The organism is Pseudomonas sp. TH31, assembly GCF_016650815.1.
GTDB lineage: Bacteria > Pseudomonadota > Gammaproteobacteria > Pseudomonadales > Pseudomonadaceae > Aquipseudomonas.
Window position 1 is genome coordinate 533,888 of sequence record NZ_JAEKEZ010000006.1, and the last position, 16,737, is coordinate 550,624.

A 16,737-nucleotide genomic window follows, 5' to 3' on the forward strand; every position below is an offset into this window, starting at 1 on the left:
TCATTCATGACCAAGACCGTTATCACCAGCGACAAGGCCCCGGCCGCCATCGGTACTTATTCCCAGGCGATCAAGGCTGGCAATACCGTTTACATGTCGGGCCAGATTCCTCTGGACCCAAAAACCATGGAACTGGTTGAGGGCTTCGAAGCCCAGACCGTCCAGGTGTTCGAGAACCTGAAGGCCGTGGCTGAAGCTGCCGGCGGTTCGTTCAAGGACATCGTCAAACTGAACATCTTCCTCACCGACCTGAGCCACTTCGCCAAGGTCAACGAGATCATGGGCAAATACTTTGACCAGCCGTACCCTGCCCGCGCCGCCATCGGCGTTGCAGCCCTGCCAAAGGGTTCACAGGTAGAAATGGACGCCATTCTGGTCATCGAGTAATACACCCGGCGCAGCCTCTCAGGCTGCGCCGACTTCGCTTTGAAAGGATTCCACCATGCGCCAAGCGCTTGCCCTCTCCTTGCTCGCCGTTTTCCTCGGCGGCTGTGCCAGTAACCCTGCCGACCGCGACATCAGCGGCACCTGGATCAACCAGGTGGCCATCGATGCTGCCTCCAAGGGCGGCCCCCTGCGCGAAGCGTTGCAGGCTTACGGCCCGAATCTGGAATGGGACGTCAACACCAAGGCCAGTCAGGCCCGCTACACCAACGGTTTTGAAAACGTCGAAGGCAAGCTGCTGGGCGACAAGTCCGGCGCCTGGAAAGTCGACTTCTATGGCAGCTCTGCCAGCGAACTGAAACGGGACGGCAAGCAACTGAGCCAGGCCGCCAACGATAACGAACCGGCACAAGTCTTCGACCGCGCGCTGATTCCGGTTCCGGATGGCGCGCCAATCGGCGCCAGCTTCGAGCGAGCACTGTATTCGTCGTACATGGGCGGCAGCTGGAAAGTCGTCAGCGGCCCGGGCGAAGGCAACACCGTGCAGTTTCAGGCTGATGGGCAAGTGGCCGGCCTACCGGGCGCAGACCGTTATGCACTGTGCCTGGCGGGCGATTGCGCGTCGATGAGCGGCGGCAACGACAACATCTGGCTGCAAGTGAATGGCCAGGGCAACACCTGGATCTTCGCGCGCAAGGGCAAAGAGCTGGAGATCTTCCACACCGTGAACACGGCGCAGGCGGATGAAATGCCGTCGTTCACGCCGGGCCAGCGGCAGTGGTTGCTCGAGAAGCAGTAACCCGGCTCTAACTGCAAAGAAGATCCCCTGTGGGAGCGGGCTTGCTCGCGAAAGCGGTATAACAGTCAACGAAGATGTTGAATGTTATGGCCCCTTCGCGAGCAAGCCCGCTCCCACAGTTGGTTTGTGGTGACTGGAACTCAGCAACGACCTTCGAGAATCGCGGCGTAGCCTTCGCGATAACTCGGGTACTTCGGCACCCAGCCCAACGCTTTCGCCCGGGCATTGCTGCAACGCTTGCTGCCAGTGCGGCGTACGCTCGCGTCCTCGGCCCATTCGGTCACGCCCAGGTACTCACGCAGCCAGCCGACCACTTCGGCCAATGGCGCAGGCGCATCGTCGACACCTATGTAGACGTCATCCAGCACCACATCACGATGATCCGCTTCAAGCAGAAACGCCATCAACCCGGCCGCGTCGTCGGCATGAATGCGGTTGCCGTACAGCGGTGGATCAGTCGCCACGCGATAACCGCCGCGCACCTGGGTCAGCAATCTTTCGCGGCCAGGGCCGTAGATCCCGGTCAAGCGCACGATGCTCGCAGGGATGCCGCTGCCGAGCGCCACCTGCTCGGCCTCCAGCATCAGTCGCCCCGAGAAACCACTGGCCGCCGTCGGCGAGGTTTCATCAACCCACTCGCCACCCTCCTGACCATAGACGCTGCTACTGGAGACAAACAGCAAGCGTTTAGGTACCTGCCCGTAGTCGTTCAACCACTCAAGTACATACTGCAAGCCCTGGACATAGGCAGCGCGGTACCCGGCTTCATCGTGATCGGTAGCCGCCGCGCAATACACCAGGTAATCCACCGCACCGATTGGCCAGGTTGCCGGACAGTCTTTATTGAACAAGTCGCCGGCAACGCCAATCACCCCTTTGGGCAGGCGTGAGACGTCACGCCGCAAGCCGTGAACCTCCCACCCGCAAGCCAACAATTGTGTGGCCAGACGACTGCCGACATCACCGCAACCGGCGATTAAAACAGATGGCGCGGACATCAGAAAACTCCCTCAGTAAAGGTACAGACTAGCGCCAGCAAAGGACGAGCGGCTAGCAATGGAGGAAAAAAAGAGACGCTATTACTTTTGTTAACAAGAATTACTTGCAATAATGCCTGCCACTTTTGTTCTCGGCCTTACGAGGCCTGGAAGAACATTTACCGTATTTTTCTCTCAGGTCCGGCCAGCATGACACGCAATCTATTCCCCGCTTCGCCAACCAAACGACCTCGCGCCTGGAGCGCTGTGGCCGCCCTGCTGCTCAGCCTGATGCTGGCGCCGACCGCCGCTTTCGCTGATGCACAAGCGCCCGCCACTCCGGCAGCCGCAACTGCTCCGGCCCCTGTTGATCACGCCGCTCCGGCTGCTGCACCGGTCGCAACCGACCCGGCTCAAGCCGTGGACGCCACTGCTGACGACGCACCTGAAGTCCTCGAACCCGACAACACCCTGGGCATGGCCCACGACCTGTCGCCATGGGGCATGTACCAGAACGCCGATATTATCGTGAAAATCGTGATGATCGGCCTGGCCATCGCCTCGATCATCACCTGGACCATCTGGATCGCCAAGGGCTTCGAGCTGATGGGCGCCAAGCGTCGCCTGCGGACCGAAATCGTCCACCTGAAGAAAGCCACCACCCTTAAAGAAGCCAGCGCTTCGGCGACCAAGCAAGGCACCCTCGCCAACCTGCTGGTTCACGATGCCCTGGAAGAAATGCGCCTGTCGGTCAACAGCCGCGAGAAAGAAGGCATCAAGGAACGTGTTGCCTTCCGTCTTGAGCGTCTGGTTGCAGCCTGCGGTCGCAACATGAGCAGCGGCACCGGCGTGCTTGCCACCATCGGTTCCACCGCGCCATTCGTCGGCCTGTTCGGTACCGTATGGGGCATCATGAACAGCTTCATCGGCATCGCCAAAACCCAGACCACCAACCTCGCCGTTGTGGCCCCCGGCATTGCCGAAGCCTTGCTGGCCACGGCACTGGGCCTGGTTGCGGCGATTCCTGCCGTGGTCATCTACAACGTCTTCGCCCGCTCCATCGCCGGTTACAAGGCGCAGGTTTCCGATGCGTCGGCAGAAGTCCTGCTGCTGGTCAGCCGCGACCTGGATCACCTGCCGCCCGAGCGCAGCAGCTCGCAACCGCACATGGTGAAAGTGGGGTAATCGGCCATGGGCCTGCATTTGAAAGAAGGCGCAGACGACGATCTGGCCGAGAACCATGAAATCAATGTCACGCCGTTTATCGACGTGATGCTGGTGCTGTTGATCATCTTCATGGTGGCCGCTCCGTTGGCCACGGTGGACATCAAGGTCGACCTGCCCGCCTCCAGCGCCAAACCGGCGCCTCGGCCAGAGAAACCGGTGTTCCTCAGCGTAAAAGCTGACCAACGCCTGTTCCTCGGCGAAGACGAAGTGAAAGCCGAAGCCCTCGGCGCCACACTCGACGCCAGGACCAAGGGCAAGAAAGACACGACGATTTTCTTCCAGGCCGATAAAGGTGTGGATTACGGCGACCTGATGAGTGTGATGGACAACCTACGCTCTGCCGGTTACCTGAAGGTGGGTTTGGTCGGTCTCGAGTCGGCAGTCAAGAAATGAACACAACGCGCCATAAGCTGACGCGTTACGGCGCGAGCCTGGCCGTGGTGCTGGGCGTCCATGCGCTGGCCATTGCGCTGGCGTTGAACTGGACGGCACGCCCACCGATCGAGCTGCCACCGCAGGCGATGATGGTGGAGTTGGCGCCGGTTCCGGCCCCGCCACCGCCCGCACCGCCAAAGGTCATTACACCGCCACAGCCACCGGCCCCGGTGGAAGAGCTGCCGATACCGAAACTGGCTGAAGCACCGAAGGCCGAGATAGCCGTGCCGAAACCGGTTAAGCCCAAGCCCAAGCCGCAACCGCCCAAGCCTGTGGAGAAAAAACCGGAGCCGCCGAAGGAAAAACCGTCCGAGGAAAAACCGAGCGACGCGCAACCGACCCAGGCACCGACCGAAAAGTCCGCGCAGCCAGCTCCGGGCCCATCGCCCGCCCAGCAGGCCGCCAAGGCCAGTTGGCAAGGCACCCTGCTCGCGCATTTGGCCAAGTACAAAAAGTACCCGGCCAGCGCGCAGTCCCGGGGCAAGGAAGGCCTGAACCGTCTGCGTTTCGTGGTCGATGCCGAAGGTAACGTGTTGTCGTTCGAACTGGTGGGCCGCTCCGGCAACGCCGATCTGGACCGGGCCACCCTGGACATGATCAAGCGTGCCCAACCGCTGCCCAAGCCACCGGCCGACATGCTGAACAACGGCTCCATCGAAATCGTCGCACCGTTTGTTTACTCGCTGGAAAAACGCCGGCGTTAAGACAGTAGAGCAAAAGATCGCAGCCTTCGGCAGCTCCTACAGGGTGAATGCAATCCCGTGTAGGAGCTGCCGAAGGCTGCGATCTTTTTGCAAAGGCCCCCGAAAAAGTGCCTTTTGCATATCCGCCAGCGGCAAACCTGCATTGCCCTGTGTCACTCAGCACACTCAGTCTGATAACGTGCGTCTATCGATTGCAGCCGGTATGCTTGGCCCGCAACTTCATGGACGCCCGCTATGACTCTTACAGAATTACGCTACATCGTTACCCTCGCCCAAGAGCAGCACTTCGGCCATGCGGCCGAGCGTTGCCACGTCAGCCAGCCGACCCTGTCGGTGGGCGTGAAAAAGCTTGAAGACGAACTCGGTGTGCTGATTTTCGAGCGCAGCAAGAGCGCCGTGCGCCTGACCCCGGTCGGCGAAGGCATCGTGGCCCAGGCGCAAAAAGTCCTGGAACAGGCCCAAGGTATCCGCGAACTGGCCCAGGCCGGCAAGAACCAGCTGACCGCCCCGCTGAAAGTCGGCGCGATCTACACCGTCGGCCCATACCTGTTCCCGCACCTGATTCCACAACTGCACCGGGTCGCCCCGCAGATGCCGTTGTACATCGAAGAAAACTTCACCCACGTGCTGCGCGACAAACTGCGCAACGGCGAGCTTGACGCGATCATCATCGCCCTGCCGTTCAACGAAGCCGACGTGCTGACCCTGCCACTCTACGACGAGCCGTTCTACGTCCTGATGCCGGCCCAGCACCCGTGGACCCAGAAAGAAACCATCGACGCCGCCCTGCTCAACGACAAGAGCCTGCTGCTGCTCGGCGAAGGCCACTGCTTCCGCGATCAAGTGCTGGAAGCCTGCCCGACGCTCGGCAAAGGCAACGACGGCGCCAAGCACACCACGGTGGAATCCAGCTCGCTGGAAACCATCCGCCACATGGTCGCCTCCGGCCTCGGCATCTCGATCCTGCCGCTGTCGGCAGTGGACAGCCACCATTACGCCCCTGGCGTGATCGCCGTGCGTCCACTGTCGCCGCCGGTGCCGTTCCGCACCGTGGCCATCGCCTGGCGCGCGAGCTTCCCGCGACCGAAGGCGATTGAAATCCTCGCTGACTCCATTCGCCTGTGCTCGGTGGCCAAGCCCGCAGCGCCGGTGGTTGCGGGTTAAGTCGCGACCATGACCGAGTTGTCGCAGGTGTCGGTGACGGCACTCAAGGGTGTCGGCGAAGCCATGGCCGAGAAATTGGCCAAGGTTGGCCTGGAAAATCTCCAGGACGTGCTGTTTCACCTGCCGTTGCGTTATCAGGACCGCACTCGCGTGGTCCCGATCGGCCACTTGCGACCCGGGCAAGACGCCGTGATCGAAGGTACCGTCAGCGGCGCCGACGTGGTCATGGGCCGGCGCCGCAGCCTGGTGGTGCGGATACAGGACGGCACCGGCGGGCTCAGCCTGCGTTTCTACCATTTCAGTAACGCCCAGAAAGAAGGCCTCAAGCGCGGCACGCGGATTCGCTGCTACGGCGAGGCGCGGCCCGGTGCTTCCGGGCTGGAGATCTACCATCCGGAATACCGCGCCATCACCGGTGACGAGCCGCCGCCGGTGGATGAAACCCTGACGCCGGTCTACCCGCTCACCGAAGGCCTGACCCAACAACGCCTGCGCCAACTGTGCATGCAAACCCTGACCTTGCTCGGCCCCAGCAGCCTGCCCGACTGGCTGCCGACCGAACTGGCCCGGGACTATCAACTGGCGCCGCTGGCCGATGCGATCCGTTACCTGCATCACCCGCCCGCCGATGCCGACGTCGACGAACTGGCCCTCGGTCATCACTGGGCCCAGCATCGCTTGGCCTTCGAAGAACTGCTGACGCATCAACTGTCCCAGCAGCGCCTGCGCGAAAGCATGCGCTCCCTGCGCGCGCCGGCGATGCCAAAAGCCACCCAGCTGCCGCCCAAGTACCTGGCCAATCTCGGCTTCACGCCGACCGGCGCCCAACAACGGGTCGGTAACGAAATCGCCTACGACCTCAGTCAGCACGAACCGATGCTGCGGCTGATCCAGGGCGACGTCGGCTCCGGTAAAACCGTGGTCGCCGCCCTCGCCGCGCTGCAAGCACTGGAAGCCGGTTATCAAGTCGCGCTGATGGCGCCCACCGAGATCCTCGCCGAACAACACTTCATCACCTTCAAGCGCTGGCTCGAACCGCTGGGCATCGAAGTCGCGTGGCTGGCCGGCAAGCTCAAGGGCAAGAACCGCGTCGCCGCACTGGAACAAATCGCCAGCGGCACGCCGATGGTGGTCGGCACCCACGCGCTGTTCCAGGAAGAAGTGCAGTTCAAGAACCTCGCGCTGGCGATCATCGACGAACAACACCGCTTCGGCGTCCAGCAGCGTCTGGCGTTGCGGCAAAAGGGCGTTGGCGGGCGGATGTGTCCGCACCAACTGATCATGACCGCCACGCCGATTCCACGGACGTTGGCCATGAGCGCCTACGCCGACCTCGACACCTCGATCCTCGACGAATTGCCGCCCGGCCGCACCCCGGTCAACACCGTGCTGGTCACCGACACCCGGCGCGTCGAAGTCATTGAGCGAGTGCGCGGCGCCTGTGCCGAAGGCCGTCAGGCCTATTGGGTTTGTACGTTGATTGAGGAGTCTGAAGAGCTGACTTGCCAGGCTGCCGAAACCACGTATGAAGACCTCACCGCCGCCCTCGGCGAACTGAAAGTCGGGCTGATCCACGGCCGTATGAAGCCTGCCGAAAAAGCCGCGGTCATGGCCGAATTCAAGGCCGGCAACCTGCAACTGCTGGTCGCCACCACGGTGATCGAAGTCGGCGTCGACGTACCGAACGCCAGCCTGATGATCATTGAAAACCCCGAGCGCCTTGGCCTCGCGCAACTGCACCAGTTGCGCGGTCGCGTCGGTCGCGGCAGCGCCGCCAGCCATTGCGTGCTGCTCTACCATCCGCCGCTGTCACAGATCGGTCGTCAGCGCCTGGGCATCATGCGCGAAACCAACGACGGTTTTGTGATCGCCGAAAAAGACCTCGAACTGCGCGGCCCCGGCGAAATGCTCGGCACGCGCCAGACCGGCCTGCTTCAATTCAAGGTCGCCGACCTGATGCGCGACGCCGACCTGCTGCCCGCCGTACGTGACGCGGCTCAGGCATTGCTGGAACGCTGGCCGGATCACGTCAGCCCGTTGCTCGATCGCTGGCTACGTCATGGGCAGCAATACGGCCAAGTGTGAGCAGCGTCTCAGTTTCTGGACCATCGTTCCGAGCAAGCTGGTTATACTCCTGCAATTGTTTCAAAAACGGATACACACCATGACCGAAGCTGCCCTCGTCCCAGAACCCCCGCATGCTCCGTCTGCAATTCGGCTGCTGCTCGGCAAACTGGGCATCGCCTACGAAGAAGTTCTCGACCATCACGGCCTGAACGCCGCGCGCAAAGTGCAGGCCGTTTTGCTCGATGATGCGGTCGGCGCGCTCATGGTGCTGTTCCCGCAAAGCCAATTGCTGGACCTCAATCGCCTCGCCGAACTGACTGGCCGCCGATTGACCGCTGTCTCGACCGGACGCCTGGAGAAGATGCTCGGCAAACACAGCCTGAGCCTGCTGCCCGGCCTGCCGGCGCTGACCAGTTCGCCGTGCCTGTACGAAGAAAGCCTGCTGCGCGAACCGACGTTGCTGATCAACTCGGGCGAGCCTGGCGTACTGCTGGAAATCAGCAGCGAAGCCTTCAAGTCCATGCTGACCAAAGCCAGCGCGGCCAACTTCGGCGAAGCCCTGACCAGCATCCGCCCGAACCTCGACCGCCCCGACGATGACCGCGAGGAAATCATCCAGGCCGTTCACGCGTTCACCGCGCGGCGCATCCAGCAACGCCTGGAAGCGACCATCGAGATTCCGCCGCTGGCCGAAACCGCGCAGAAGATCATCAAGCTGCGCGTAGACCCGAACGCTACCATCGACGACATCACCGGCGTCGTCGAAACCGACCCGGCCCTCGCCGCCCAAGTCGTGAGCTGGGCGGCTTCGCCGTACTACGCCTCGCCGGGCAAGATTCGTTCAGTGGAAGACGCGATCGTCCGGGTGCTGGGCTTTGATCTGGTGATCAACCTGGCGCTGGGCCTGGCCCTGGGCAAAACCCTGAGCCTGCCCAAAGACCACCCGCAACACACCACGCCGTACTGGCAGCAATCGATCTACACCGCCGCCGTCATCGAAGGCCTGACCCGCGCCATGCCCCGCGCCCAGCGCCCGGAAGCCGGCCTGACCTACCTGGCCGGCCTGCTGCACAACTTCGGCTACTTGCTGCTGGCCCATGTCTTCCCGCCACACTTCTCGCTGATCTGCCGCCACCTGGAGGTCAACCCGCACCTGTGCCACAGCTACGTCGAGCAACACCTGCTCGGCATCAGCCGCGAACAGATCGGCTCCTGGCTGATGCGCTACTGGGACATGCCCGACGAACTGGCCACCGCGCTGCGCTTCCAGCACGATCCGGGTTATGACGGTGCGTATGCCGAGTATCCGAACCTTGTGTGCCTGGCGGTGCGTTTGCTGCGTAGTCGCGGAATTGGCTCCGGGCCGGATGAAGACATTCCGGATGCGCTGCTGGAGCGGGTGGGTTTGACTCGCGACAAAGCCAACGATGTCGTCAGCAAAGTGCTTGAAGCTGAAGTACTGCTGCGCGAATTGGCTTCGCAATTCACCCCAGCCTAAAAGCTTCGCGGGCAAGACTCGCTCCTACGGATCACCTAATCCTGTAGGAGCAAGGCTTGCCCGCGAAGAATCCACCTCGGTCTACCTGACAGACCTCAAGCCTTAGGCTTGGCCTTCCTCGGCTTCAAATACTTGGTCAACCCCTGGAACCAGATCACCAGCGCCGGGTTGCCCTTGATCTGAATCGACTTGTCCTGAATCCCCGTCATAAACGCCAACTGTTTGTTCTTCGCCTGCATCGTGGCAAAGCCGTACGCGGCATCTTTAAAGGCAATCGCAAACGCCGGCTCGGCATACACGCCGGACTTACTGGTAATGCGCTGATCCTTCACCAGGAAATGCCGCGCCACTTTTCCGTCCAGGGTCTGTAATTGGAATACAAGCTCCTTGTCACCCAACTGCTGTTGAAATGCAGGATTGGTCCGACTGGCCTTACCCATCAACAAACCCAGCATCCACAGAAGAAAACGAAATTTCATGCGCAAAGCCTCAAAGGAAAATGAACGGCTGGCGGAGTGTAGCGGCTTCAAGCAATAACAACACCATCAGCTTGCTTTAGGAGAAGATGTCACGCTTTTTGACGCCAATGACCGCCAAGTCACGCTATTCATCTCACGAAACACGCCCCATGTAGGAGCTGCCGAAGGCTGCGATCTTTTGATCTTAATGCTCTCTCCCCGGATCGTTTAAACCGGCTCAGGCGCGCCGTACTCCAACCCCTTGTTCTTGGACCTCGGGATGGGAATCACACACCAACGTCAACTCACCATCCCGATACAACACCTCACACCCCTTCCACGCCACATCGACATGCGGCAAAACCGCCGAAGGCTTTCGCAACTCCCGTAACAAAGTAGAACCATGCGACAAACGCCCACCCATCCGCGCAATCACCGCGCGCGCGGCCTGATAGTGCGCATGCCGTCCAGGGTCCAGGGTGTCTTCGAGCAAAATGTCGTCACCCAAAATGCCCTGCACCTGCCCCGGATAAATCATGAAGCCCGTCGCTTGTTCGGTGCCTTCGCGGCCGTCCTGCCAGAAGCTCCCATCGCGGGTGCGAATATCCGGATGCGGTGCGAACCAATGCGCTCGGTCGGCCATAGGCATGGCGTGATGCAGGCGAAAGAAGATCCGCATCAGGTTGTCGCGGTACCACTCGCGCACTTGCAGGTAGTAGCCGCGCAGGCCCGGCAGGCCGGCTGAATGGGCGATGCGAATAAACCCGGACCATTGCGGGAAGGCTTGCAACGGCAGGTCGGTCTGGGACGGGCGTGACGTCGCCGGGTCGGTTTCCCACGGCAGCCGATGCGGGCTGTTTTCTAGGTCGTCATACGCGGTTGGCGGCCGGCCCAGCAGGTCGCCGCCGCCACTGGCCAACGAGGTTGCGATGCACAGGTTGCCCTGCACCACGAACACATAAAACCGGGTGAACCAATCCGCCAATCGCTGGCCGTCGGCACTTTGGGTGATGAGTTCAGAGAGTTCCTGATCGAAGCACTGCAAACCCCGTTCAAGCGTCAGCAAATGCCCACGTGCGATGCGTTGCATGCGCAGAAACAATGGCAGCGAACGCAGCATTCGTAGCGGTCGCCATGGCAGGTGCGGTGTCGCGCCACCGACTTCTCCGGCATAGCTGCTGGCGGAGATGCCCCAGTCGGCGAGGCGCGCGAGAAACAAATCATTGTTGATGTACGAAGCACCGCCAAACACTGCAGTGAACGGCTCGTTGTCCTGCAAAACCCGCGAATCCCAGCGCGCCATGATCGCCGGAATACTTCCCGCTGCACGACGCTGGGCGTACTCCACAAACACGCTCGGTTGCGGCGGCAGGATCTCGGCGATGTTCGCGGCGGTCAGGTGCCGGCGCCAGCCGTAGTCGCTGATCGGCCGGTATTGCAGCAACCAGAGTTGCTGGCCATCCCAGGCCCATTCGACGTCACCGGGCACGTAGTGGAAGACCCGCAACACGCCTTGCAAAAAGCGCCACAACAGCTCTGCCGTCAGGCCATGGGACGGCTTGAACGTGTCGCTGCGCCACGACTCGCCGAGGCGGGAAAGGATCGCGCGTTCGGGGCTGACCTGACCGTCGGCCAGCGCCTCCAAGTGACCTTCCACCCATTCCAGTTCGACCGACAGATGCCGCACAAACCCGATGCCGGACAGCTGCGGCGTGATGAAACGCTGCACCACCACTTCTTCCACACCCGCCGCGCTCAGCTCGGCAATCCGTGCCGACACGTTCGACGTTGGTTCGCGCAAAAACGTGGTGCTCAACCCGGCATTCGCCGCGTCGGCCTGATCCTCGCCATAACTGGAAGAACGCACCGCCCACGTGGCGTCCGGTTGGCTGGCGAGAAACGTCGGCAAACGTAAGTCGTGGCAATCGTTGAGCGACAACGCCGGCGGCACCGCTTGCCCGGCCAGCTCCGCCAGACGCAAACGACCGCCCTTGGTGTGTGCCACAAATCCACGCTCACCCGACTCCAGCCACGCGGCGAATTCGGCCGGCGAGTCGATCCACGGGTAATGACCCCAACCGGTTTTCAAGCAGATAGTCAGATCAGCACGGGCCAGAATCGCTGACCACGCCGCAGCCTGCGCGATACCGAGCACATTGTCCTGATCGCCCCACACCAGCTCAACCGGATCAGTGATCCACTCCAGCAACGGCAACGCGGTATCGGCGCGCACCAGATCCCAGTGCGGCACAAACGCGCGGCACCGCGCATACCCGGCGCCCATGCGCTGGTACTGCGCGGGCGTCCAGGTCTGGTTGGAGAATTTGTGTTTGAACAGCGCAGGCTTATTCGCCAGCAACCAATGAATGGTCTTGCGAATCGGCAGCGGCGACATCAACGCCGGCAGCCGTCGCTGCCACAAAAACGCCCCGACCGGCGCCAACAACACGCTGCGACAAAAATGGCCCGGCTGACGTTGCAGCGCGTGCAACACCAGCAACGCGTTGACCCCGACCGCCATGATCGCGCGGCCCTTCACCGTCATCGCCAGCAACGCTTGAGCGTACGCCGCGAGGTCTTCGCACGGCGCCTGTGGATTGCTGCCGAAGCCCGGCAATTCCAGCGGCACCACGTGGTAGCGCTGAAAGTGCGGCAGCGCGTCATCCCACCAATCGGCGGCGCCACCGTTGCCGGCCAGCAGGTACATCACAGGCTTGCTCATCAACAGTCCTCAGGCCAGATCGCGCAGGGCAGCGTCGAGGGTCGGGTAACGGAACGTGTAACCGGCCTCGGTCAACCGGCTCGGCACCACCCGTTGACCGTCGAAAAACAACTGCGCCATCTCGCCGGCCAGCGCCCGCACCGGCGCCGCTGGAATGTGGAACCACACCGGGCGCTTCAGGGCTTTGCCGACACGCTCGGCGAACACCGCCTGACTCACCGCATCCGGTGCCACCAGGTTGTAAGTGCCGCTGAGACTGCTGTCGTCGAACGCCCGGCAATCACTTGAATCACATCGTCGCGATGCACCCAGCTCATGATCTGCCGGCCATCGCCCATGCGCACGTAGATGACTTGGCCGGACGCATACGATCCACCCGTTTGATGGCATGTTTGGGATAGGCCTTGCCAGACATGAATCGACCCAGTCCTGTCAGCGTCAGACGACGGCCTTTCAGTAATGAACTGACACAACACATCAGCGTTTTCAGACGATGGGAATGGACAGTGGGAAGTGATTGAGCGAGCGCGCTGTGTAAGAATCGGATTGCCTGCATGGGATCGGGATCTTGTTTTTGTGTGGTGCAATACAAGCTGCCGACCCATGCAGGTCTCTTCAATTCCCAACTTCTTGATTTCTCGTAGGAAAAAGCGGGGATTTCTCAGAACCCGTCCCCTTTTGCATAGAAGAAGGAGAACAGATTAATTTATAGGATAGACGAAGCTTCTATCGACCGAAATAAATCTGTCCCTTTACTCCTTATGACTAAATAATCCTTATCCTTTGCGACACAATTAAAAATTTACGTAGCTGTGGAAGTACGCTCAAATACTCGCGAGGGAATCTTTGACTTTTTATTCTCCGCCATCATCAGCCTTTTATATTCTGCATATTGTTTTGCAGCGTCATTCTTTTCGCCAATCGCCCAGTTAGAATCCGCCAAATTCAACCAAGCTACGGCTCTTTTCGGTTGAGCCGCCACGACATCATTCAAGAACGGAATAGATTCCAACGCCTGATTATTTTCTTGTAGAAAATAGGCATAATCATTTATCGCCGAAATCATGGCACTGCCCAACTCTTTATCTGACAGCCATGCTTTTTGATAATTTTCGGCATAAGGAGACAGCTCCATAATTGCTTCTCCCCTCTGCCCTTTCTTAAATAAGTACAGAGCATCCGCATGAGCAAGACCGATCATTTCCGCGAATACATGTTTATGTCGATTATCTGCAGGCGGCAATTGCTCGTACCGATTAATCAAACTGCTATCTAACGCACATATGCCAACATAGTCCGCATCATTTATAGTAATCGAATTATTACTATATTCAATCTGTAGCCTTTTCCCTTGCGCCTGCTCACCACCATAACTGGTAAGTGCCGTATTGACCGGAATAAACTCCCCTTCAAACCCCCTTTTACAGCCGTCAGGCTTGCCGCGATCACGCAACTACCTGAAGTAGCTGCACCAGCATCGTTCCCACCTGCAACAACAAGTAGTGAAGTACTTCCTTTATGCTCAGTTATAGCCGCACTTCCTGAAGAGGAGGCGTACAGTGACAAACTATCTTGAGCTACTGAAACACCGATAAAAAACAGTGCAAAAGCAAGTATGAATAATTTAGTAACCGCTTTCATCTTTTAGACGCCCCTGTGCTTTTGGTTTTTCTGAGTCGAATCGATCTGCTACGCCCTGCTGCACCGCAACGGAGTTTTTTGCAAAATAGAATAACTGTCCATTTTTCTCGCCCCCTACAATTTTTCTTCCTCGTTCTTTATAAATAGCATCAATTAATTTTTCATCGTAAGCCTTTGTTTCCTCGTGAGCTATTCCGAGACTATTTATTGCATTTACAACAATTGAGGCGCTTGGCCCCTGCTGGACAGCGGTGGACCAAACTACGTCATTCATAGTGTGTGAGTGATATCTCAAATCGATTCCGGTATCCGTAAGAACTTTTTTCATCTGAACATCAAAATGCGTGACTTTGATGAATTCATGCTCTACATCAACAAACTCCTGACCTTTGCTTTCCACCAACTCTTTCCACTTACTGGTGAATGCAGCAGACCCCGGTGTTAGCCCGACAAACTCGCTTTTCCATGGCATGTCACTCCAATTCACAAATTGCTTAACCGTTCCCCCGATAATTACTGTGAATGTTCCATCGGCATTCTTAATCTTAGTTTGACTCGTCATTTGATAAGCACCATAGGACGCCCCACCTGCGTCACCCGCGCCTCCAGATACCACGATTGACCCACGGCCGCCGGTTTCATAATGGCTAGATAAACTGCCTAAATCGTAGTCTCTTCTCATGCGGGAAACAAAGAAATTGCCTAATATACCTACCGGGTGAAAATGCCAAACATTACCATCCCCTGTTATGGCTTGTTTACTTGCCAGTTGGGTCCACCAAGATAATTTTTCAATCCGTTTCTTTTCGACTATCCAATCTGGATTGGCCACGCCTGGAGACTCCTCCATAAGAGAGTCAAGCTCGGACCATTTGCTTTCACTCCAAAGCCATTCGCTTTCATACCTAGTCACCAGTTGGGAGACTGGTTGAGCGATCCAAAATTTTGCAAGAGCCGCTTTAATTTCGCCAACGGACAACTTGTCATCGGAGTCTGTATTTATTACTTTGTAGAGCCATTCGCGAACTGGGCCTCCATCAGCCGCATTTAACTGCGCGCTGTAATTTTTCACTTCAGCTTCGGTCAAAGAGCTTTGGGTATCCAAATGGCCTGCCAAGTTCTCAGCATTAGTGACTGTTTCTTTCAAGTATTGGAATCCAACCCACTCCCACCCGCTATGCCTAGTGGTGATCAACGTTTGTTCATGCAGCCATCCATTTAAAGGTTGGCCCGCATCATTGGCAAATTTATTTTCCACTCTCCACCAGTGAGATTCAGCTCCAGCAGTTCCGCCTCCGGTCTTTATCTTTCTGTCCGCTGGCAATCTATCCAGCGTGTCGACAGAGATAATCACATCAACCCCCGCCGTAGGTGAGGAGGCCGAAGCTACCGGTGGATGATTGTTGTTGATCCCATCTGAGTGAGGAACAATTTGACTGGCCCCCTTATGAACCATCAGCAACTTTTTCTGATCATCTTGTTGGCTCGCTCCGATAGGCTTACAACTTTCAATAAAAGCGGGTACGTCTTCACTACTAAAAACTTCCAAGTGCAATAAATTTTTGCTAGCGACATCTCCATTATTTTGATATCTACCAACATGCCCAATCCGTTCTCCTGCCTTAATTTTTACTGGCCGAGGAAGTACAAAGACATCACCCAGCGGGGTCTGAGGTTCATTTAGTTCTTCTAAAGAATCAGCGTAGATTTTTCCAAACCCAGCAGGATTAACGTTACTTGTTAATTTCGGCACGACCTCTCCGCTGACAACCTCTAACAACTTTTTATACTTCCCAGGCCCTTCTGCTACTTTTATTTGCGTTCCTGGCGGCAAAAAACCGATTACATTTCCCGAGACCAAATCACGGAGATTTGCTCCGTTTTTGTATTCTGGAATTGGGTCCTTTGCTTCTTTATCAACGATGTATTGATCCGCGGCCAAATGCCGTAGTTCCTTCTTAAAAACCCATCCGGTATTGGCCTCCAAGCCGGATAATGCGGGTGACACACTGATAATTTTCAACCATTTATTTGTACTTGGAGCAGGTTCTGTTGTGACTGTTGTACCGCGAGGGATTACAGCTAACTCTTGCGATTGGGACGAACCCTCACTACGGACACGGAGCCCTAACAATGAGTCTGGAGCATTCGTTTTAACTCTAAAAAGCCCTCCCCCCCAATATGCTGGCCTTTTGAGTGATGGGGTTTCTTTATAGGTCTTCCAATCCAGAAGGTGCATATAGAGACTATAAAAAGTAAGACTTGGTCCAGAAGCAGTCGCTGCGGGTGACGGAGTCGAAGGAGTACTTGGGGCTGGTGGCTTCAAGATATGCTTAACAAGCACGAACCCCGTCGAAAATTGCGCCGCTGGCGTACCTGAATAGTCGGAGGTTGGATAGCTATCATCAATACGGTAAGCGACCACTTCTCCATCAGCAATGCACCTCACTTCAGTCAGGTCTTTTACTAAGAGAGTGTCTTCATCAAAGTGAATACCACCATGCCAAAGGCCATTCCCACCCACCGGATAGAAACCCGCTTTGGCTTTTGCCAACGCATCGTAATACTGCTGCGGGTCTGTCGGCTCTACTTCCCCAACCTTGAGCGGATACGACCATTTCTCTACTTTGATTATTGTTGTCTCAGTCATTACTAATTACC

Annotated in this window: 13 protein-coding genes and 1 pseudogene; 8 read left to right on the top strand and 6 right to left on the bottom strand. The window is 58.0% G+C overall.

The features are described from left to right. Positions 1–6: 6 nt before the first annotated feature. Positions 7–387, top strand: coding sequence for a RidA family protein (locus tag JFV26_RS05600; RefSeq protein ID WP_003229509.1), 381 nt, complete (start codon positions 7–9; stop codon positions 385–387). Between the two features lie 55 nt (positions 388–442). Then, positions 443–1,183, top strand: a complete 741-nt coding sequence (locus JFV26_RS05605) for a hypothetical protein (protein ID WP_201190475.1) — start codon at positions 443–445, stop codon at positions 1,181–1,183. Positions 1,184–1,323: 140 nt separating this feature from the next. On the opposite strand, the gene JFV26_RS05610 is transcribed toward JFV26_RS05605, so the two are convergent. Continuing rightward, complete coding sequence (locus JFV26_RS05610) at positions 1,324–2,181, bottom strand: SDR family oxidoreductase (RefSeq protein WP_201190477.1); 858 nt, start codon at positions 2,179–2,181, stop codon at positions 1,324–1,326. A 189-nt stretch (positions 2,182–2,370) separates the two neighbouring features. On the opposite strand from JFV26_RS05610, the gene exbB reads away from it, so the two are divergent. The 6 genes from exbB to JFV26_RS05640 all read left to right on the top strand — a co-directional run bounded on the left by exbB (position 2,371) and on the right by JFV26_RS05640 (position 9,255). Further along, the gene (exbB, locus tag JFV26_RS05615; protein WP_201190479.1) at positions 2,371–3,345 is read left to right on the top strand and encodes a tonB-system energizer ExbB; all 975 of its coding nucleotides are present in this window, start codon (positions 2,371–2,373) and stop codon (positions 3,343–3,345) included. Between the two features lie 6 nt (positions 3,346–3,351). Then, the gene (gene exbD, locus JFV26_RS05620) at positions 3,352–3,780 is read left to right on the top strand and encodes a TonB system transport protein ExbD (RefSeq protein ID WP_201190481.1); all 429 of its coding nucleotides are present in this window, start codon (positions 3,352–3,354) and stop codon (positions 3,778–3,780) included. Next, the gene (locus tag JFV26_RS05625) at positions 3,777–4,526 is read left to right on the top strand and encodes an energy transducer TonB family protein (RefSeq protein ID WP_201190483.1); all 750 of its coding nucleotides are present in this window, start codon (positions 3,777–3,779) and stop codon (positions 4,524–4,526) included. The genes exbD and JFV26_RS05625 overlap by 4 nt, the downstream gene beginning before the upstream one ends. 234 nt (positions 4,527–4,760) lie before the next feature. Then, on the top strand, positions 4,761–5,690 hold the full coding sequence (locus tag JFV26_RS05630; RefSeq protein WP_201190485.1) for a hydrogen peroxide-inducible genes activator: 930 nt from the start codon (positions 4,761–4,763) through the stop codon (positions 5,688–5,690). Between the two features lie 9 nt (positions 5,691–5,699). Further along, a complete protein-coding gene (recG, locus tag JFV26_RS05635) occupies positions 5,700–7,775 on the top strand; it encodes an ATP-dependent DNA helicase RecG (RefSeq protein WP_201190487.1) in 2,076 nt (691 codons plus the stop codon). Positions 7,776–7,854: 79 nt separating this feature from the next. Continuing rightward, positions 7,855–9,255 (top strand): aminoacyl-tRNA deacylase and HDOD domain-containing protein, encoded by a 1,401-nt coding sequence (locus JFV26_RS05640; RefSeq protein ID WP_201190489.1) that lies wholly within the window; start codon positions 7,855–7,857, stop codon positions 9,253–9,255. A gap of 95 nt (positions 9,256–9,350) precedes the next feature. Here JFV26_RS05640 and JFV26_RS05645 read toward each other — a convergent pair whose 3' ends face one another. From JFV26_RS05645 to JFV26_RS05665, 5 genes and pseudogenes are all read right to left on the bottom strand, one after another. Then, on the bottom strand, positions 9,351–9,734 hold the full coding sequence (locus tag JFV26_RS05645) for a helicase (protein ID WP_201190491.1): 384 nt from the start codon (positions 9,732–9,734) through the stop codon (positions 9,351–9,353). A 217-nt stretch (positions 9,735–9,951) separates the two neighbouring features. Continuing rightward, the gene (locus tag JFV26_RS05650; RefSeq protein WP_446739897.1) at positions 9,952–12,435 is read right to left on the bottom strand and encodes an alpha/beta hydrolase; all 2,484 of its coding nucleotides are present in this window, start codon (positions 12,433–12,435) and stop codon (positions 9,952–9,954) included. A 9-nt stretch (positions 12,436–12,444) separates the two neighbouring features. Then, positions 12,445–12,776 (bottom strand): annotated as a pseudogene (locus JFV26_RS05655) (DUF1731 domain-containing protein); the annotation flags it as partial. Between the two features lie 461 nt (positions 12,777–13,237). After that, a complete protein-coding gene (locus JFV26_RS05660; protein ID WP_242487739.1) occupies positions 13,238–13,888 on the bottom strand; it encodes a hypothetical protein in 651 nt (216 codons plus the stop codon). A 171-nt stretch (positions 13,889–14,059) separates the two neighbouring features. Then, positions 14,060–16,726: a VgrG-related protein gene (locus tag JFV26_RS05665; protein WP_201190494.1), complete on the bottom strand. Its 2,667-nt coding sequence runs from the start codon at positions 16,724–16,726 to the stop codon at positions 14,060–14,062. Positions 16,727–16,737: the final 11 nt, after the last annotated feature.